Source organism: Streptomyces sp. NPDC058291 (assembly GCF_042880855.1).
In the GTDB taxonomy this organism is placed as follows: domain Bacteria; phylum Actinomycetota; class Actinomycetes; order Streptomycetales; family Streptomycetaceae; genus Streptomyces.
The window spans coordinates 19268-35750 of record NZ_JBHVYK010000001.1 but is presented as its reverse complement, the minus strand read 5'-3'; the positions used below and the strand labels follow the sequence as shown (position 1 = coordinate 35750).

Below are 16483 nucleotides of genomic sequence, written 5' to 3'. Positions count from 1 at the left end.
CTGCGATCCAACAACGAACAAGCACAGCCGACAACCCTTGGTTGTCACCTATGGTGGGAGCCATGGATCTCGACGTGGCGCAAGTACGTGCCTTCGTGCGCACTGCCGAGGAACTGCACTTCGGACGGGCGGCCGGACAGCTCGCCATCTCCCAGCAGGCGCTGTCCAAGAGGATCGCGCGGCTGGAATCTCTGCTCGGCACCGAACTGTTCCAGCGCGGCGGCAACGGCCTACGCCTCACCGAGGCCGGACAGCGTTTCCTCCTACCGGCCCGGCAAGCAGTGGCCGCCGCCGACGCCGCCGTCGCGGCAGTGGTCGTCACGGATGATCCGTTGCGCGTAGACGTCTGGGGTCACCTCTACGCGCCGATGCGGACGCTGGCCCAAGTCGCTGGACAAGCCGGAAAGCTGACGTTGGGGCACGGGCGCGATCTGCCGTCGGTGACGACGGCACTGCTGCGCGGCGACATCGACGCGGCCTTCGGTCGCGTTCACCCCCCGCTGCCCGTCGGCCTTGCCCACCGCCTCGTCCGCCTCGAGCCGGTGGATGCCGTACTGAGCGAGGACCATCCGCTCGCAGCCGAGCCGGCGCTGCGACCGGACCAGCTGCGCGGCAGCATGCTGTGGGCGCCCGGTCCGCTGAACCGACTCGACTTCCTCCACCGGTTCGCCGACCGGTTCGCCATCCAGAACACGGCGACGAGCGTCAACCTGGGGCTGGCCCACTTCCTTGCCGAGGTGACGGAAGACCCGCGACGCTTCTCGCTGGTACCTGCGGATGTGCCACTGCCGGAGGTCCCCGGACTGTGCTCCGTCCCCCTGGTCGATCCCACGCCGCTGTACGCCTGGTCACTGCTGTGGCGCACCGGCAACGGGCACCCGGGACTGAACAGCCTCACCGCCGCCTGCGCGGGAGAAGCTGGGCGCAGGCGATGGCTGGAGTACGACCCTGCTCGCGACTGGCTGCCCGAACCACCCACAAGCGATCCTGGGTCCGGATCAGAATGACCTCGTTGCAGACAGCGCCAGTCCGTTTCATAGGTGGTCGCTCCCAAGGCACTCAGCGTGCCGACCCCTGCCGTACGCAAGCCGGGGGCGGTGTGGACCGGGCTGCCCCGGCCCGCGAGCTCCGGCGCCAAGCCGGTCGGGCACGTCCGCCCCGGCTATGCCCGAGCCTCGACCGCCCGGCAATCCCTCGACGCGCAGCTCGACTCACTCGCCGAGACCGGGGTGACGCGGGTCTGCTCGGAGAAGATCTCCACCCGCGCCGCCCGGCGCCCCGAGCTGGAGGCCGCCGTGAGGATCGCCGGAGAGATCCGCTCCTCGGGCGTTGCGGTGACCCTGGTCGTCCACGAGCACAAGCGTCTCGGGCGCGGCATCGAACTTGCCATGCTCGCCGAAGAACTGAAAGCGAGCGATGTCGGGCTCCGGCTCAGCAGCCCCGGAGGAAGAGGCAGCAGGCGGCCGTCCGCCGGGGACCGCGTAGTCCTCTGTCCAAGGACTCGGGCACGAACGGGAGAACGACGGCGGGCTCCTCGCCACCTGTAGCCGGGACGGCACGGTGCGGCTGTGGGACCCGGTCACCCGCACCCCCGTCGGCCAACCCCTCACCGGCCAAAGCGAATTGGTCGCGGTGGCGTTCTCACCCGACAGAACCCTCCTCGCCACGATCAGCCACGACGAAAACGGCCTCGACGACGACGGCACCGTGCAGCTGTGGGCTGTTCCCGCAGATGCTGGATAGGCGCACGTTGGGTGACGGCGACAAGCGTGCGCTTCGTGTTGTTCACGCCCCGTCAACGACCTTGACCCGCCGGGGTCATGCCCGGATCACAGGCACCGGCCTTCACGAGCCCGATTTGGCGGACAGTCTCTCATCCAGCCCAGCCCGATCCCTCGACAGCCATCTTCACCACGGCCGACGGCGTGCGCATCGTGAGCTTGCGCGGTGATCTGGACAAGGATGCGCGCGAGCCGGTGCACGAGACGCGGTGAGCGCAGCGGGCCGGGCCTCCACCCAGGCTGGGCCTGCTGGTTCTGCCCGGCTGTCGGTGGAGGCCGTGGCGAACTCGGTGCCGGGCTCTCAGCCGACGACGACCTCCTCTTCGGAGATGATGCTTCCGAAGCTGTTCAGGTCGACGAATTTTTCGTGGTCCGGGTCGACGGTCTTCAGGAAGTTCTCGCAGGAGAAGAGCGCGCTGAGGTCGTCCATCGTGTCGAACCATGTCTCGACCACCGAGCCGTAGTCCGGTTCGGGATAGTTCGGCGCGGGGACGGGATACGACACCACGAAGCGGCGGATGTACTGCTTCGCCTCCGGGATGGACATGAGGAGCGGCCTGTGGATGTTCCGCTGGTAGTGGGTGAACTCGTCATGAGTCATGCCCTCGCGACGCTTCAACGTGATGACCATTTTGATCATGATGCCTGTCCGTTTCTGTTCGATGAGCGATGATTCGCCGGCCCGGTATCACCAGTCAGGAATGCGCCGATACGCGCGCCGGGACCGGTCGGGTGCACACCACCGTTGACGGCAGGCCCTCGGCGGCGGGGACTGCGGTATCGGTGATCTGCGCGTTGTCCATGGCAGCAAACCTGCGCCCGGCTGCGGAGCCGATCCAGGCACCGGCGGTACCTGGATCGGCTCCGTAGCACCCACGCACACTGGAGGTCTGGACAGACAAGAGCTGGCCGGCTTTCTGCGTGGCAGGCGCGAGCACATCATCCCTGCCGACGTGGGTCTGCCCGCCGGGCCGCGCCGCCGCACACCGGGGCTGCGCCGCGAGGAGGTGGCGCAGCTGGCGTTCATTTCGACCGAGTACTACACGCGCCTCGAGCAGGCCCGCGGCCCGCGCCCCTCGCGCGAGGTACTCGCCGGCCTGGCCCGGGCCCTGCGCCTGTCGGACGCCGAGCGCGACCACCTGCACCACCTCGCCGGCGCCCCGCCCGGTCCGCCGGCCGGTCCCTCACGCGAAGTACCGCACAGCATCCTCGACCTGTTGCGGCGACTGCCGCACACCGCGGCGATCGTGCTCTCCGCGACCTACGAGGTGATCGCCTGGAACGATCTGGCCGCCGCCCTCCTGGAGGATTTTTCCCCTCTGTCCCGGCGCGAGCGCAACCTCGTGCGCCGTGCCTACCTCGCACCGCCGTCGCGCGAGCGGCCGCCGTACGACCCGTTCGACGCGGAGGCGTTCGCCCGCGCCGCGGTCCGGCGCCTGCGCGCCGCCGCCGCCCGCTACCCCGACGACCGCGAGGTGGCCACGCTGGTGGGGGACCTCCTCGCCGGCAGCGCGCAGTTCGCCCGACTGTGGGCCGCGCACGACGTGCGCCCCGAGCCCACCCTGCTCAAGACCGTCGATCACCCGCTGATCGGTCCCATCACCCTCAACTGCACCTTCCTCGACATCGCCGGCCGGGACCAGCAGATCGTGCTCTTCACGGTCGAGCCCGGCTCTCCCGCACAGGAGGCGCTGCGGCTGCTGTCGGTCATCGGCACACAGCGCATGGATGTATCCGGCTGAGGAGTCCTCGCGGAATAATCGTCGTGTCCCATGGCGGAGGGGCAGGTGACCTCGTCGGCTGCTGGCCGAACAGCTGAACACCGGACTGTGCGGCGAAACCGGCGACGCCGACGTGCACGACCTCGAGCCGAAGAAGACGGCGGTGGCCAAGAAGAGCACGAGGAAGACGCCGGCCGAGAAGACCGCGGCGACGGGCGAGTCGAAGAAGACGACCGCCGCCAAGAAGACTGCGAAGAAGACGGCAGTGCGCCGACCACGCAGCGCCTGACGCATCCACGCGGCCCCGCGGCCACGATGCGGGGAAGATGGGAGGCAGGGCTCCCGTTCCGTGTTTCCCCCGAGCCGGGACGGGAGCCCGCCCGGCAGTCGGCTGGGTCGGAAATGCCTGCGCGTGCGGTCCCGTTGTGGCCGGCGGCGTGGAGGGGACAGTGTCCCCGGGCCTCGCCTCTAGCCTGCGGGGACGATCGTTCGGCTGAAGCCCCGCAGAGCCTTTCACCGCGTAGGCGACCGCCCTCCACCGCCACCACTCTTCACCCTGCTCGGCTTGGCCGCCTCCACCATCCGCTCGAGCAGCAGCAGTGCGGGCACCGCCAACAGGCCGAGCGTCATCAGGAACACCCACGGCCACGCGGCGCCCAGATCGAGCAGCAGGGTCAGCAGCAGGGGGGCGACCGTCTGCCCGAAGGTCCAGGACAGCTGGTAGACGGCCAGGTAGCGGCCGCGCAGGTGCTCGGGGGCGAGGGAGACCGACAGGTCCTCGGAGAACGGGGTCGCGGCGGTCTCGGCGAAGTTGTAGAGGACCATGGCGACGAACAGGCCGACCACCGCCGCCCAGGCGGGGGCGAGGCCGAGGGCCGCGAAGATCCCGAACGCGAGGGCGTTGATCAGGCTGCCGGCGGCGATCACCCGGATCGGCCGGTACCGCTCGAGGCGCCGGTTCACGAGCGTCTGGGTCGCCGCGACCTGCACGCTGTTGAGGACGAGCAGGACACCGCCGATCCACGCCGCCTGCCCCAGGCCCTCGGTCACGAACACCGCGATCAGCAGGCTCAGCACCAGCGCCGCGAACACGAAGTTGATGTTGATGCCGACGAGCAGCATGTACCGCTTGTCGCGCAGCACGGTCCCGTAACCGCCCTTGGCCTTGGGCTTCGCCGCGTCCTCCACCCCCTCCTGCCGCTGCTTCTTCCGCTCCTGCTCCTCCTTCTGTCGCGCCGCGGCCTGGACGACGGCGAGCGGCGGCCGCCACAGAGCGAGCAGCAGCGCGGCGACCAGATAGCTGGCGGCGTTCGTGACGACCAAAAGCTTCAGCCCGGTGGTGCCGTCGAAGCCGACCAGCAGGGCGCCGAGAGCGCCGCCGAGCCCCAGGCCGCTGTTCCGCAGCATGTGCAGCAGCGCGAACCAGCGCGGCCGCCGCTCCGGCGTCGAGGCGAGCACCACCAAGCCGCTGCTGGACGTCCAGTACGCCACCCCGCCCACCTGCGTCAGGAAGGCCACCGCGACGATCTGCCAAAGGTCCCCGGCGACCAGGAACCCGGCGTAGCCGACGGCCGAGATCAGGTTGCCCACCAGAGCGACGACCCGCGCCCCCCACCGGTCGATCAGCGGCCCCACCACCATCGCGGTGGGCACGGCCAGGAACCGGGCCAGGGTGAGCGCGCCGCCGATCGCGGGCAGCGAGAGGTCGGTGGTCTTGGCGAAGTAGACGAGGACGAAGGCGAGGATGAGGCCGGAGCCGATGCTGTCGATGACGGCGGCGTTGACCATCTTCCGGTTGCCGCGCATATCGGGCAGGGCGAGCCTGCGCTGCAGGAAGCCCTCGCGTTCCGGGGCAACTGTTTCGGACATGGGTGTGGAAGCCTTTCGGGCGGAGCCGCGCGGGGCGGCGCACAGGACGGGAGGGGGCGCGGTCGCATGAGGCGTGGACCGACGGGGCGCGGTGGCGATCTGCCGACCAGCCTGTGGCTGTCCGGAACGCAGGCCAATAGATTTCATCTGAGTCGAATCCACGGGCGGAACACGGAAGGCGGGGAGGGAACGTGCTGACGCTCGAGTTCTCCGCCGGCGACCTCGCCCGCTCACGGTTCGCCCGGTCACCGCTGTGGGAGGTCGTCACCAGCATCGAGTCGCTGAAGGACCCCGGCCGGCACCCCCTGCACCTGGCGTGGGCCCGCGACGTCGGCGACCGGCTCGCCACGGACCGGATCCGGTTCCCGCTGCTCACCGCACTGGTGCCCGTACCGGCCGCCTACGTGCCGGACTTCCTCACGCCGGTCCCGGAGTCCGGCGAGCCGACGCTGGACGACGAGATCGACCGCCTGCTGCGGACGGGGCCGGAGGCGGTGCGGGCCGACCTCGATCGCATCTCCGCCCCGTTCCCCCCCGAGGTCGCGGAACTGTACGAGGCCCCGGCCCGCGGTCTGGCCCGGCTCGCCGACGAGATCCGCGCCTACTGGCAGATCGCGCTGGCGCCGCACTGGCCGCGCATCGTCCGCCTCCTGGACGGTGAGATCCTGCGCCGCGGGCGCCTGATCGCCCGCGGCGGCACCGAAGCGCTCTTCGCCGACCTGCATCCGTCGGTTGGCTGGGACAACGGCATCCTGCGGGTGGCCCACCCCGGGTACGAGGCCAGCCGCGCCCTCAACGGCGGGCAGGGCCTGGTGCTGATCCCCTCGGTCTTCGTGTGGCCGGGGGTCTTCTCCCAGAGCACCCCGCCCAACCAGCCGGGCCTCGTCTATCCGGCACGGGGTGTCGGCACTCTCTGGGAGCGCGGCCGCGTCCTGGTGCCGGAGGCGGTCGCGGGCGTCCTGGGCCGCCCCCGGGCCCTGCTGCTGACGGAGCTGGGCACCCCGGTCTCCACCACGGAGCTCGCCGCACGCACGGGCATGCCGACGCCGACCGTCTCCCATCACCTCACGGCTCTGCGCGCGGCCGGCCTGGCCGTCTCGCACCGGGCCGGCCGGAGCGTGCTCTACCTCCGCACGGACCTCGCCGAACGGCTCCTGAACAGCTGACGCTCGGAGGGGGCTTGTTGGTGTGCGGGGAGGCGGCTGGCCCGGTGTGTTGCTGATTGGTTGAGAGGAAGGGCGGGGAGGTTGGTGTGTGTGAGCTGGGGTCCTGCAGGTGGGGCGACGGCCCAGCGGCTGGTTCCGAGGAAGTCATGCCAGGGTGACGGCGGGCTGTCGTGATACGGCGGTCCCTCATGGTCATGCCCATCGCATGCCGATGGTGGAGAGCTGCTCCATCCGCTCGGGTGTCAGCGTCGCGGCTCTGCTGCGCTGGTTGCTGATCCATGCGCCGAGTCGGAGCTCCCGTTCCTCCTGGTCCTCGCCGTCCCCGTCGCTGACGACGATCGTCTCGAGGTGTTTTCTGGGCACCTTCAGATGTCCTTCGCGCTGGTAGTACTGGCGGGCGGCGGCGTAGTTCATGGCCCAGTTGTCGGCCTGGGTGCGGCGCGGGCGCGGCTTCTGGTCCTCGGCCGCGGGCTCGATGCCGAGGATGTGCTCGCACATCCACTGTTGCACGGTGGTGAGCTTCTCCCAGCCCAGCCGGACAGAGCGCACCCACCGCCCCAGGTCCTCGCTGGTTCGCGCGTGCTGTGGGCCAGCGCACCATGTGACAGCGCACCTACAGGCCGAGCCACCCGTACAGGCGCGGGTGCTGAGTTTCCGCCTGGCAAGGGTCGTCGCCGCCGGAGCCGAACGCAGCGCTCGTACTGGAGCCCTTGGCTTCGGCCGGGTCGTAGGTGGACCCGTACGGGTCGGAGGACAGTGTGCGGCCCTCGGTGGGACAGTCGTCGCCGACCGGCTGCACGGCCCACCAGGCGAACAGGCACAGTCCTGCGACGGCGCCGAAGGAGGCGAGCTGACGGCGCGGAATCGATATGAAAGGCGAGGTCACCCCGGGATCGTACGGACCGGCATCGCGCCCGCCATGGGGCACCCCTCCCCTGTCAGCATTCGAACGAACGACGACAGCGGCCACCGCGATCCTCTGAACTGCGGTGATCAAACTTCGATGACACAAACTCGCGTCCATCAAAGTTTGCTGACAAACGGTCAAGGTCCGATGACACAGGAGTGCGCCACGAGGCGCTACGCAATCGAGTGGAGGTGGAAGACCTTCTCCTCCAGGCCGTCGCAGCGGTCTGGTGAAGCTGGGGGCAGCCTGACCCGGGGAACGCCGGGGAGGGTAGCAAGCGGCCCCGACAACGGCGGGACGTGCCGGGACTACCGGACGGTGCGGGTCCGTCTAGCGAGGTCAGAAGGTGTAGCGAGAGCGAACCAGTGGTTGAAGCTCCGTAAGCAGCGAGCCGGCTCAAACCTGGTGGATACGGGCCGGTATGCAGCGCGTGATCCGCTTGTCCTCGGACGGGTGGATCAACTCCGAAGCCGGATTTCCTGTTCCGGCGGGGAGGTCACGTTGAAAGCCTGCGGCGTAGGCGTGGCGATGCTGCCGGAGTAGAGCTGGGCACCTCCCTGACCGATCGATTGCGTGGCGAACGTGGGAACCGTCCGCGGTCGCCCGAGCCGCCGGACAGCCGGTTCGGTGGTGGGCAGGTCCGTTGCCGACTGATGGCCGTGGGTGGGGCGGAGGCCCCGTAGTAGTCGCGGGAGTAACGACCCGTCGTGGAGCCGGGAAAACCGGTCGCAGGGCAAAGGGGGCCAGCAAGTCAGTGGCCGAAGTACTGGAATGTCGGGAGGGTCGCCGGTGAATACCGACGAGCTGGAGCACGCCTTGTATGAGGCGGAGCGCCGGGTACCGAAGATCCAGACCAAGCTGCACCGTTGGGCTCGTGATGATCCTCATCGCAGGTTCGACGACCTGTTCAATCTCGTTGCCGATCCCGGCTTCCTGCTGGTCAACGACACCGGAACCCCGCAGGGTTCGATCCTCTCGCCGTTGCTCAGCAACGTCGCTCCGAAGCGACTACCGTTATCGTTGCCTGTTGGGTGCCGGGTTCACGGTCGCCGCCGAGCACCTCCTCAAGGCCTACCTCGCGACGCTGCACCCGGCCCTGATAGCGGAGGCCCGGTTCGGCGTACTTCTTCTTGAGTTTCTCGTGCTCGCTGAGCTCGTGGGCGAACGCCTCGGGTGTGCTGTTTTGGGCTTTCACTCGGGCTTGGAAGAGCTCTTTGAGGTCGATGAGCTGGTGGGTGAGGTGCCAGCGCTTGACATCGGAAAGTCCCCAGGCAGCACCTGCGACGGGCGCTCCAAGTCGTACCGATACACCTGCCAGCCAACGGAGTTGGCCGCAACGTCACTCTCTTTGAAGTTTCCCCGTGATCTCGGACACGTGATCGTTATGCCGCGAGGGCGTTTAGATGCCGCTGCCTGGTCGGGGTGAGGTAGCCGAGAGTCCGGTGCTTGCGCAGGCGGCGGCGGTTGTAGAAGGTCTCGATGAAGGAGAAGACCTCGGCGCGGGCGGTGGCCCGGTCGGGCCAGGTCCGGGTTCCGATCTCCTCCTTGAGCAGGGCCCAGAAGCTCTCCGCGGCAGCGTTGTCGGAGCATGGTCCGGTGCGTCCGCAGCTCTGCCGCAGCCCCAACTTCCCTATTCGTGCCCGGAACTGGGTCGACGTGTATTCACTGCCATGATCGCTGTGAACCACGCAGCCGGGCTCCAGTCCCGCCCGGCCATCGGCCATGTCGAGAGCGTCGACGACGAGTTCGGCGCGGTGGTGGTCGGCCATGGCGTAGCCGACCACCTCGCGGGTGGCCAGGTCCAGCCAGCAGGCGAGGTAGAGCCGGCCCTCGGCGGTGGGCAGGTAGGTGATATCCGACCAGCTTCGTGCCGGGGCGCTGGGCATGGAAGTCGCGGCCGATCAGGTCTGGGGCCGGCTTCGCCTTCGCATCCGGCCGGGTCAGCGAACGCCGCCTGCGCCGGGTGACGCCGCGGATGTCGCGCTCACGCATCACGCGGGCGACGCGTTTGCGGTTCACCCGCCGGCCCAGGAGGCGCAGTTCGGCATGGATGCGCGGGACACCGTAGGTGTGCCCGGAAGCGATGTGCACAACGGCGATCTCGTACGCGAGCGCGTCGTCGGCGGCCTGCCGGGCACGGCGGGCGGCCTCGCCCTCGCACCAAGCGTAGTAGGAGGAGCGGACGACCTTCAGCACCCGGCACAGCAGGACGATCGGATAAGTCGCCTTCTCCGCATGGATCAACCGGTACAGCTCGTTCACCGGTCGCTCTCCTTCACGAAGAAGGCCGTCGCTTCTTTCAGGATCTCGATCGTCTGCTGCTGCTCGCGGACCTCTTCGCGTAGCCGCTTGAGCTCCTCGCGCTCGGCGCTGGTCAGCTCACCGGACTCGCCCTCGCCCCGGTCTGCCTTCACCCGGCGGTACCAGCCGCGCAGGGACTCGGAGCTGACGCCGAGTTCCCGGGCGACGGCCGTGACCGTCTTGCCCGAGGAATCGACGAGCGCGATCGCGTCCCGCTTGAACTCCTCGGTGTCCGCTTCATGTACTTGCTGCCCACCTGGTGCTACTTCCTCTGGAACCTCAAGATCCCAGTCTCCAGGTGTCCACGATCAAGGGGAAGCTTCAATGCTGTCCTGCACCGACTTGCCCCAAGCCACACCTTCAGCGTGGGTGTTGGCGAAGTCCGGGTCCACGTAGATGTGGATTCTCTTGATGAGTTCATCCTCGAACTCGAACACATTGCAGAACAGCCCGAAGGAGGAAACGCCGTCAGGGAAGTCCACGCCTGACATCGTTGTGCCCCTTTCCGCACCCTCGACGATCACGTAGCTCCCGGACGTCAACACGGTGAAGCTCTCGATCTCGTGCTCGAGCGACGTGATTTCCCGGCCGAGACCCTGAGCGAACGCTCCGATCTGCGCCTTCCCGCGCGCGATACCGAACTTCGGGTAGAACATCTGAGCATCTTCAGTGAAGACGTCGATGACCGCGGGGTCGCCCGCGTCCACCATGCGGAAGTAGTTGACAGCAATCTCTTCGCGAAGCTTCTGGATATCGCTGATGGCGTTCACTTTTCCTCCTGGTGCGGGGTGTGTAGCGCGCTCTCGCGCTGGTTGAGGGGCGCGGTCAGACCTGCGCCTGGCCTCCGTCGACGAACCAGTCGGCACCGTTGACGAAGCTGGAGGCGTCCGAGGCCAGGAACGTCGCCACCGCGGCGATCTCGTCCGGGCGGCCGATCCTGCCGAGCGGCACCTGCGAAGCGAGCCGGTGGTCCGGGCCCACGGCGCCGATCAGGCCCGGCGTCTCGGTCGGGCCCGGGGTCAGCACATTCACCCGGAACTTCCGTTCCTGCGCGCTGAGCGCCCAGCTGCGCACCAGGTTGCGCACCGCCGCCTTCGATGCGCCGTAGATTTCCAGGCCCGGTTCGGTGCGCAGGGAGTTGGTCGATCCTGTCACCACGATCGAGGCGCCGTCCGACAGCAGGGGCAGCGCCTTCTGTACGGTGAAGATCGTGCCCTTCACGTTCGTTCCGAAGGTGGCGTCGATGGCTTCCTCCGTTATCTCGCCGAGACGCTGAGGGACAGCGCTGCCGGCGTTGGCGACAAGCACGTCGATGCGGCCCGCCTCCTCGCGCACGACCGAGTAGAGGTCGTCGAGGTCCGTCTGTACCGAAACGTCGGTCCTCACGCCGGTGGCCGCCGGCCCGATCTCAGCGACGGCCGCGTCGAGCGGCTCCTGACGGCGACCGGCCAGGAACACCCGTGCCCCCTCCGCGGCGAACCGCCTGGCGATGGCAAGCCCGATGCCGCTGCCGGCTCCGGTGACCACCGCCACCTTGCCTGCGAGTACTTCCGTCATGACGCGCCCACCCCTGGATTCTTGACTGGTTCGTCCATAACGCTAGCCGTTATGGACGAACCAGTCAAGAATGGGTAGGCTGACCCCATGGCACGACCCAGGAAGTTCGACGAGCAGCAGGTACTGGACACTGCCCGGGAGCGGTTCTGGTCGGGTGGGTACGCCGCCACACGCATGGAAGACATCGCCGAGGCAACAGGGCTCGGCAAAGGCAGCCTCTACGGCGCGTTCGGCGGAAAGCAGGAACTGTTCCACCGCGTGTTCGACGATTACTGCGGCTCCGTCGTCGACGCTGTGAGTCGGCAGCTGTGCGGCGATGACGCCACCGCCTACGCGCGGCTGTCCGCCCACGTGTACGCGGTGGCGGCGGCGACTGCCGCAGACACCGCCCGCCGCGGATGTCTGTTGGCCAAGGGCGCAGCCGAGCTGGCCGAACACGACGAGACGGTGGCCAAGCGGGCACGGGCGGCCATCGAGGCGCTGCAGGCCCTGCTGGAGGACGACATCACGGCCTGTCAGCGCAATGGCGATATCGCCTCGGACGCGGATCCGGGAAAGCTGGCTGCGCTGGTGCTCGCCGTACTGCGCGGCATCGAAGCGCTGGGCAAGGCCGGAGCGAGTGAGGAGACGCTGACCGATATCGCCAGGACAGCCCTTGCTGTACTGCCCCGCCCCACTCACTGAGCTCCCTCAGCGTTGCCGCTCCACGGTGGGGACGGCCCTGGCGATTGATGTCATGCGGTTGGGGCTGCATCGGGACCGGCGGAAGATGCGCCAGGACTTCAGCCTCGCCATGTCGCGTTCGACGGGCGCTCATGCTGCGGCCAGTGCCTGATTGCGGGGCTTTCCGGTGGGGGGAGTTCCCGCAGGGGCCTGCGCTTGATGCCCATGGCCGGCCACAGACCGGCGCCCTGGTAGGCGAGATCGCTGACTGACGGTGTTGTCCCGTGTGTTTGGGATGGTCGCCGTTCTCGCCACTCGCGCCGCGCATTCGTGCTGGCTCGGGGAGCTGTACGCGTTGTCTGGCGAGGCTTGTGGCCGGGTCAGGGAAGCAGGACGAGGAGCACTGCTGCTCCTGTGCCGGCGATGGTGAAATAGGGCGCGTTGATGAGTCCGTAGAGGAGGGGGCGGGCGAAGACGGGGTTGATCGCGATGTTGAACGCCATGGCGGTGAGGTAGCCGACGCTCGTCAGGAGGCCGAACGAGATGGCGGTTCCGACCGTGTCGACGTCGAGGGCGCTGAGCAGGATCGCACTGGTCAGGACGTTGGCGAGGGAACAGACGAGTGGACCGGCGATGAACAGCGGTGACGCTGGAGCGGGCGTGTCCGTGTCGCGGCCAACGGCCCTCGCATAGGGCTTGCTGACGACGGCGGTGAACCAGACACCGCCGAGGAGCGCGAAGAGGGCGGTGCCCGCGAGCACACCCCACCAGTGGATGTGCGCGAATGCGTCGAGGATCATGTGCTGCTTTCCGGCTTGGTGCTGATGTTCGTGTGGTGAGGAGGGGCCGCACGGGTGCAGGGTTCACACGGTGCCGTGAGGCCCTGCACCGGTGCGGGGGGAGTCAGCCGGCGTAGGGGGCCTGGACGTCAAGGACCCAGGTGACGCCGAACCGGTCGGTGAGCATGCCGAAACCGGGAGTCCACGCCGACTTGGCGAGGGGCTCGATGACGGTGCCGCCCGCGGCGAGGGCGCTCCAGTAGCCGGTGATCTCGTCAAGAGTGTCGGCGCGAACGGACTGGAAGAATGTCCGGTCGGTGATCGTGGCACCGTTCTCCCGGCGCGTGGAGCCGGCCGTCACCGTGATGTCGGTGTCGTCCTGACCGGGGATGTCGTAGGCCATGACGCGGAACCCGTCCTCGTTCTCGACCTGCCCGAACACGACCTTGTCAGCGCCGGGAACCTCTTTCGGCACGCCGAGGTCGCCGTAGGTGGCGATGACGGTCCGGCCGCCGAACACGGTCGCGTAGAAGTCGAGCGCCTGGCGAGCGGTACCGCGGAAATTCAGGTGGGTGGTCGTGCTGATAGTCATGATCTGCTCTTCTCCTCGATGGATGCGACCGGCGGGTGCCGTCAGGGATGAGCATCACGAACGAAGAGGTCAACGACGGTCCTCTACTCGGAGCACACTGGATTCATGATCGGAAGTACTTCGCGGATGCTCGCTCTGCTGTCCCTCCTGCAGACGCGACGGGACTGGCCGGGGCAGGTCCTTGCGGAGCGCCTGGAGGTGAGCCCGCGCACGGTCCGCCGTGACGTGGACCGCTTGCGGGAACTCGGCTACCGGATCGGGTCGACGAAGGGACCCGACGGCGGGTACCGGCTCGAGGCCGGTTCAGAGCTGCCACCGCTGCTGTTCGACGACGAACAGGCGGTCGCGATCGCGGTCGCGCTCCAGAGTGTGCCCTCCACCGGGGTCGACATCGACGAGGCGGCAGCCCGCGCGTTGGCCACCGTCCGCCAGGTGATGCCGTCGAGGCTCCGTCACCGCATCGACGGCATCCGCTTCACCGGAACCGAGACCTCCTCCCGTGTCGATCCGTCCGTGCTGGAGAGTGTCAGCGTCGCCGTCCGGGACCGGCACACTCTCCGATTCGACTACGGCGGGAGCAATGCCCCTGCACGGAGCGTGCAGCCGCACGCGGTCGTCGCCCGGCACAGCCGCTGGTATCTGATCGCATGGGATCTGGACCGGCACGACTGGCGTGTCTTCCGCATGGACCGTATGGCACCACGCACCCCGACGGGGCCGGCGTTCACGCCCCGCACGCTTCCCGCGGCCGATGCCCGCTCCTTTCTCGCCGCCCGGTCCAGGGGATCGCAGAGCGAGGATCGCTGGCCCTGCGTCGGCGACGTCGTCATCGAGCTTCCCGCGCGTGACATCACACCCTGGATCGGTGACGGTGAGGTCGAAGAGCTCACCGAGCGGTCCTGTCGTGTCACGATCGGGTCGTGGTCCTGGGCCGGCCTGCTCGCATCCGTGCTCCGGTACGACGCTCCCTTCACCGTGGTGGGCCCGGACGCCTTGGCCAAGGCCGCGGCGAAGCTCGCCGGGCGGGTCCAGTACTCCGTCTCTCCGCCGTCGCCGGAAGATTGACCGTCGAGCGGGGAGATCCCGTGCGCGCTGAAAGTGTGGGGAAGCGGAGGGAAGTACGGGAAAGTGCCGGGGAGTACAGGACAGAAGGTGACCGCTTCATTTGCGAGGCTCACCTCATGACGAACATGACAGACATGACGAAAGAGGAGCAGACAGACCGGTTGATCGTGGCCGACGCGCAGGCCTGGCGGACATGGCTCGATGCTCACGAGAGCTCATCTGCCGGGGTGAAGCTGATTCTTGCGAAGAAGGGCATCACGGAACCGACCTCTCTGACCTACGCCGAGGCCCTCGAAGAGGCGCTCTGCAGCGGCTGGATCGACGGCCGCCGCAACGCCGTCGACGCCCGCACGTTCCAACAGCACTTCACCCCGCGTCGAACGGCGTCGATCTGGTCCCGGCGAAACGTCACCATCGTCGCGACGCTGATCGAGCAGGGACGCATGCGGCCACGGGGTTTCGCGGAGATCGAACGGGCCAAGGCGGACGGGCGCTGGGACCGGGCCTATGCCGGACAGGCCGGGGCCGAAGTGCCCGCCGATCTCGCCCAGGCGCTCGCCGCGTCGCCCACGGCGGCGGCTCGTTTCGCCGCGCTGACCCGCGCGCAGCGCTACGCCGTCATCCATCAGGTGATCACGGCTCCGAGCGGGACCAGTCGAAGAAGCCGCATCACGAAGTCCCTCACGCGTCTGGAAGGCACCCCGGAGGCCTGACGTTGTCTGGCCGGGCTTCCGGGGCGGCAGGGAAGAGGGATCAGGTTTGTTTCCCAGGCTTTCCGGACTCCCTAAGCGGCACTACGGTCGGCCGCCGGGCGACGCCGTAGGTCGGCGCTTTCGATCGCGGGCGGCCGATGGCCGACGTCCATCACACCGATATCGGTGCCGGGAGGGGCGATTCGGTCGATGCAGTCGAGGACATCGTCATCGAGGCGTGTCTCCGCTGCGTCGAGCAGGTCTTCGAGCTGGTCGAGTGTTCGGGGTGCGATGATCGCGGACGTGACCTGCGGGTGCGCGACAACGAACGCCATCGCCAGGTGCGTCATCGGCAAGCCGGCCGATTCCGCCAGCGGGACCAGTTCCTCGTTCGCGTCGAATTTGTGCGGATCGGTCATATGGCGGGGTCCCCACGCCATACGGCCCGCCGTCACGGGGGTCTGCTGATCCCGGCGGTACCTGCCGGTGAGAAGACCCCATGACAGCGGGCTCCAAGTCAGTACTCCCATGCCGTACTCGCCGCACACCGGCAGCACCTCGTTCCCGACGATCGTCTCCGTCTCGCCGCCGCCATAGACGTCCGACGTGTCGATGAAGTTGATCCCGCTTTCCAGGGCCCGGTCCACGATGCGTCGGCAGTCGTCAGGGTCCGGGTTCCCGGCGGGACCGAACAGCCGGGCAGGGCGAGTTCGACGAGGACAAGGTGTTCGACCTCCTCGGGGTGGAGGCGGGCGTAGGCGAAGGCGACCATGCCGCCGATGTCGTGCCCGACGATGCGCACGCCGCCCTGGATGCCGAGCTGTGCGAGGAGTTCGCGCATGTCCTCGGCCTGTGTGTCCTTGTGGTATCCGCTGGGGGGACGGTCGGAGGCACCGGTGCCGCGCAGGTCGGGTGCGACAACGCGGTAACCGTGCGCGGCGAGGGCCGACATGAGGTGTCGCCATGCCCGCCATGTCTGGGGCCGGCCGTGCAGAAGAAGTACGGGTTCACCGGCCCCGCCGACGACGGCGTGCAAACGGGTGCCGTCTGCCGGACCCGGGAGCCGGTCAGTCTGTCCGAGGTCGTCGCAGCCTTGGCCAGCACCGCCGGCGGACGCAACGGCAGGGAACTGACCGTCGGGACGAGCGTGATGTCGCGTGTGTGCGGCCAGGAAGGTGAGCAGCGTCCAGGTGTCGTCGAACGCTGCTTGGTACGGGTGGTTCTGGGGGGTGAGAAGGTCGAGGCCGAGACTGTCGATGGGTAGGGCCTGCTCACTGGAGCGGCCGACGGGGAGGGCGTTCGGCTCTCCGTTCGCGCTGAACAGGAGGGGAATGCCATGAAGGTCTCCTGAGCGACCGGCGCTCGACGCCGGTCGGCGGTGGTCGCAGGT

The 16483-nt window shown here is 68.4% G+C and carries 21 protein-coding genes and 4 pseudogenes; 11 read left to right on the top strand and 14 right to left on the bottom strand.

Annotated elements, in window-relative coordinates; genetic code table 11:
• Window positions 1–62: 62 nt before the first annotated feature.
• From ACFVYK_RS00230 to ACFVYK_RS00220, 3 genes are read left to right on the top strand one after another with little or no spacing between them, the layout of a single operon-like run.
• Window positions 63–1007 (top strand): LysR family transcriptional regulator, encoded by a 945-nt coding sequence (locus ACFVYK_RS00230; RefSeq protein ID WP_389766844.1) that lies wholly within the window; start codon window positions 63–65, stop codon window positions 1005–1007.
• A gap of 33 nt (window positions 1008–1040) precedes the next feature.
• A complete protein-coding gene (locus tag ACFVYK_RS00225) occupies window positions 1041–1547 on the top strand; it encodes a recombinase family protein (RefSeq protein ID WP_389766842.1) in 507 nt (168 codons plus the stop codon).
• A 13-nt stretch (window positions 1548–1560) separates the two neighbouring features.
• Complete coding sequence (locus ACFVYK_RS00220; protein WP_389766840.1) at window positions 1561–1743, top strand: hypothetical protein; 183 nt, start codon at window positions 1561–1563, stop codon at window positions 1741–1743.
• Between the two features lie 339 nt (window positions 1744–2082).
• Here ACFVYK_RS00220 and ACFVYK_RS00215 read toward each other — a convergent pair whose 3' ends face one another.
• Window positions 2083–2412 (bottom strand): EthD domain-containing protein, encoded by a 330-nt coding sequence (locus ACFVYK_RS00215; protein WP_389766838.1) that lies wholly within the window; start codon window positions 2410–2412, stop codon window positions 2083–2085.
• A gap of 259 nt (window positions 2413–2671) precedes the next feature.
• Between ACFVYK_RS00215 and ACFVYK_RS00210 the strand changes: the two genes are divergently transcribed.
• On the top strand, window positions 2672–3523 hold the full coding sequence (locus tag ACFVYK_RS00210; RefSeq protein ID WP_389767169.1) for a helix-turn-helix transcriptional regulator: 852 nt from the start codon (window positions 2672–2674) through the stop codon (window positions 3521–3523).
• Between the two features lie 112 nt (window positions 3524–3635).
• Window positions 3636–3791: a hypothetical protein gene (locus ACFVYK_RS00205; RefSeq protein ID WP_389766836.1), complete on the top strand. Its 156-nt coding sequence runs from the start codon at window positions 3636–3638 to the stop codon at window positions 3789–3791.
• A gap of 224 nt (window positions 3792–4015) precedes the next feature.
• On the opposite strand, the gene ACFVYK_RS00200 is transcribed toward ACFVYK_RS00205, so the two are convergent.
• A complete protein-coding gene (locus tag ACFVYK_RS00200) occupies window positions 4016–5371 on the bottom strand; it encodes an MFS transporter (protein ID WP_389766834.1) in 1356 nt (451 codons plus the stop codon).
• A 191-nt stretch (window positions 5372–5562) separates the two neighbouring features.
• Here ACFVYK_RS00200 and ACFVYK_RS00195 point away from each other — a divergent pair, with 191 nt between their 5' ends.
• Window positions 5563–6537, top strand: a complete 975-nt coding sequence (locus ACFVYK_RS00195) for a helix-turn-helix domain-containing protein (protein WP_389766832.1) — start codon at window positions 5563–5565, stop codon at window positions 6535–6537.
• 192 nt (window positions 6538–6729) lie between these two features.
• Here ACFVYK_RS00195 and ACFVYK_RS00190 read toward each other — a convergent pair whose 3' ends face one another.
• Both ACFVYK_RS00190 and ACFVYK_RS00185 read right to left on the bottom strand, forming a co-directional pair.
• Window positions 6730–7086 carry a helicase associated domain-containing protein gene (locus ACFVYK_RS00190; RefSeq protein WP_389766830.1) on the bottom strand — a complete coding sequence of 119 codons (357 nt, stop codon included), beginning with the start codon at window positions 7084–7086 and terminating at the stop codon, window positions 6730–6732.
• A 64-nt stretch (window positions 7087–7150) separates the two neighbouring features.
• Window positions 7151–7423, bottom strand: a complete 273-nt coding sequence (locus ACFVYK_RS00185; protein WP_389766828.1) for a hypothetical protein — start codon at window positions 7421–7423, stop codon at window positions 7151–7153.
• Window positions 7424–8471: 1048 nt separating this feature from the next.
• Here ACFVYK_RS00185 and ACFVYK_RS00180 point away from each other — a divergent pair.
• Window positions 8472–8870: a hypothetical protein gene (locus ACFVYK_RS00180; RefSeq protein ID WP_389766826.1), complete on the top strand. Its 399-nt coding sequence runs from the start codon at window positions 8472–8474 to the stop codon at window positions 8868–8870.
• Here the strand turns inward: ACFVYK_RS00180 and ACFVYK_RS00175 are convergent.
• The 5 genes and pseudogenes from ACFVYK_RS00175 to ACFVYK_RS00155 form a co-directional block, all read right to left on the bottom strand.
• On the bottom strand, window positions 8827–9330 hold the full coding sequence (locus ACFVYK_RS00175; RefSeq protein ID WP_389766824.1) for an IS3 family transposase: 504 nt from the start codon (window positions 9328–9330) through the stop codon (window positions 8827–8829). The genes ACFVYK_RS00180 and ACFVYK_RS00175 overlap by 44 nt on opposite strands.
• Before the next feature lie 76 nt (window positions 9331–9406).
• Window positions 9407–9640, bottom strand: a pseudogene (locus ACFVYK_RS00170) (IS3 family transposase); the annotation flags it as partial.
• A gap of 62 nt (window positions 9641–9702) precedes the next feature.
• Window positions 9703–9963 (bottom strand): annotated as a pseudogene (locus ACFVYK_RS00165) (transposase); the annotation flags it as partial.
• Window positions 9964–10053: 90 nt separating this feature from the next.
• A complete protein-coding gene (locus ACFVYK_RS00160; RefSeq protein WP_389766822.1) occupies window positions 10054–10515 on the bottom strand; it encodes a nuclear transport factor 2 family protein in 462 nt (153 codons plus the stop codon).
• 55 nt (window positions 10516–10570) lie between these two features.
• The gene (locus ACFVYK_RS00155) at window positions 10571–11302 is read right to left on the bottom strand and encodes an SDR family NAD(P)-dependent oxidoreductase (RefSeq protein WP_389766820.1); all 732 of its coding nucleotides are present in this window, start codon (window positions 11300–11302) and stop codon (window positions 10571–10573) included.
• A gap of 87 nt (window positions 11303–11389) precedes the next feature.
• Here ACFVYK_RS00155 and ACFVYK_RS00150 point away from each other — a divergent pair, with 87 nt between their 5' ends.
• A complete protein-coding gene (locus ACFVYK_RS00150; RefSeq protein WP_389766818.1) occupies window positions 11390–11986 on the top strand; it encodes a TetR/AcrR family transcriptional regulator in 597 nt (198 codons plus the stop codon).
• Between the two features lie 6 nt (window positions 11987–11992).
• Here the strand turns inward: ACFVYK_RS00150 and ACFVYK_RS00145 are convergent.
• From ACFVYK_RS00145 to ACFVYK_RS00135, 3 genes and pseudogenes are all read right to left on the bottom strand, one after another.
• Window positions 11993–12240 (bottom strand): annotated as a pseudogene (locus tag ACFVYK_RS00145) (IS5/IS1182 family transposase); the annotation flags it as partial.
• Window positions 12241–12345: 105 nt separating this feature from the next.
• A complete protein-coding gene (locus ACFVYK_RS00140) occupies window positions 12346–12765 on the bottom strand; it encodes a DUF1761 domain-containing protein (RefSeq protein ID WP_389766816.1) in 420 nt (139 codons plus the stop codon).
• Between the two features lie 103 nt (window positions 12766–12868).
• A complete protein-coding gene (locus tag ACFVYK_RS00135) occupies window positions 12869–13336 on the bottom strand; it encodes a VOC family protein (protein ID WP_389766814.1) in 468 nt (155 codons plus the stop codon).
• Window positions 13337–13441: 105 nt separating this feature from the next.
• On the opposite strand from ACFVYK_RS00135, the gene ACFVYK_RS00130 reads away from it, so the two are divergent.
• Window positions 13442–14401, top strand: coding sequence for a helix-turn-helix transcriptional regulator (locus ACFVYK_RS00130; protein WP_389766812.1), 960 nt, complete (start codon window positions 13442–13444; stop codon window positions 14399–14401).
• Window positions 14402–14517: 116 nt separating this feature from the next.
• On the top strand, window positions 14518–15114 hold the full coding sequence (locus ACFVYK_RS00125) for a YdeI family protein (protein WP_389766810.1): 597 nt from the start codon (window positions 14518–14520) through the stop codon (window positions 15112–15114).
• Between the two features lie 71 nt (window positions 15115–15185).
• Here the strand turns inward: ACFVYK_RS00125 and ACFVYK_RS00120 are convergent, their stop codons facing one another.
• Window positions 15186–15788, bottom strand: a complete 603-nt coding sequence (locus ACFVYK_RS00120) for an aldo/keto reductase (protein ID WP_389767167.1) — start codon at window positions 15786–15788, stop codon at window positions 15186–15188.
• A pseudogene (locus ACFVYK_RS00115) lies at window positions 15782–16045 on the bottom strand (alpha/beta fold hydrolase); the annotation flags it as partial. The pseudogene ACFVYK_RS00115 and the gene ACFVYK_RS00120, both read right to left, overlap by 7 nt.
• A gap of 36 nt (window positions 16046–16081) precedes the next feature.
• Here ACFVYK_RS00115 and ACFVYK_RS00110 point away from each other — a divergent pair.
• Complete coding sequence (locus ACFVYK_RS00110) at window positions 16082–16357, top strand: hypothetical protein (RefSeq protein ID WP_389766808.1); 276 nt, start codon at window positions 16082–16084, stop codon at window positions 16355–16357.
• The last annotated feature ends 126 nt before the right edge of the window (window positions 16358–16483 follow it).

What these genes read in the sequence shown, in the direction of transcription:
- ACFVYK_RS00215 (WP_389766838.1), bottom strand. Translation starts at nt 2,412, where the DNA reads ATGGTCATCACGTTGAAGCGTCGCGAGGGCATGACTCATGACGAGTTC.
- ACFVYK_RS00175 (WP_389766824.1), bottom strand. Translation starts at nt 9,330, where the DNA reads ATGCCCAGCGCCCCGGCACGAAGCTGGTCGGATATCACCTACCTGCCC.
- ACFVYK_RS00130 (WP_389766812.1), top strand. Translation starts at nt 13,442, where the DNA reads ATGATCGGAAGTACTTCGCGGATGCTCGCTCTGCTGTCCCTCCTGCAG.
- ACFVYK_RS00140 (WP_389766816.1), bottom strand. Translation starts at nt 12,765, where the DNA reads ATGATCCTCGACGCATTCGCGCACATCCACTGGTGGGGTGTGCTCGCG.
- ACFVYK_RS00155 (WP_389766820.1), bottom strand. Translation starts at nt 11,302, where the DNA reads ATGACGGAAGTACTCGCAGGCAAGGTGGCGGTGGTCACCGGAGCCGGC.
- ACFVYK_RS00150 (WP_389766818.1), top strand. Translation starts at nt 11,390, where the DNA reads ATGGCACGACCCAGGAAGTTCGACGAGCAGCAGGTACTGGACACTGCC.
- ACFVYK_RS00135 (WP_389766814.1), bottom strand. Translation starts at nt 13,336, where the DNA reads ATGACTATCAGCACGACCACCCACCTGAATTTCCGCGGTACCGCTCGC.
- ACFVYK_RS00230 (WP_389766844.1), top strand. Translation starts at nt 63, where the DNA reads ATGGATCTCGACGTGGCGCAAGTACGTGCCTTCGTGCGCACTGCCGAG.
- ACFVYK_RS00125 (WP_389766810.1), top strand. Translation starts at nt 14,518, where the DNA reads ATGACGAACATGACAGACATGACGAAAGAGGAGCAGACAGACCGGTTG.
- ACFVYK_RS00200 (WP_389766834.1), bottom strand. Translation starts at nt 5,371, where the DNA reads ATGTCCGAAACAGTTGCCCCGGAACGCGAGGGCTTCCTGCAGCGCAGG.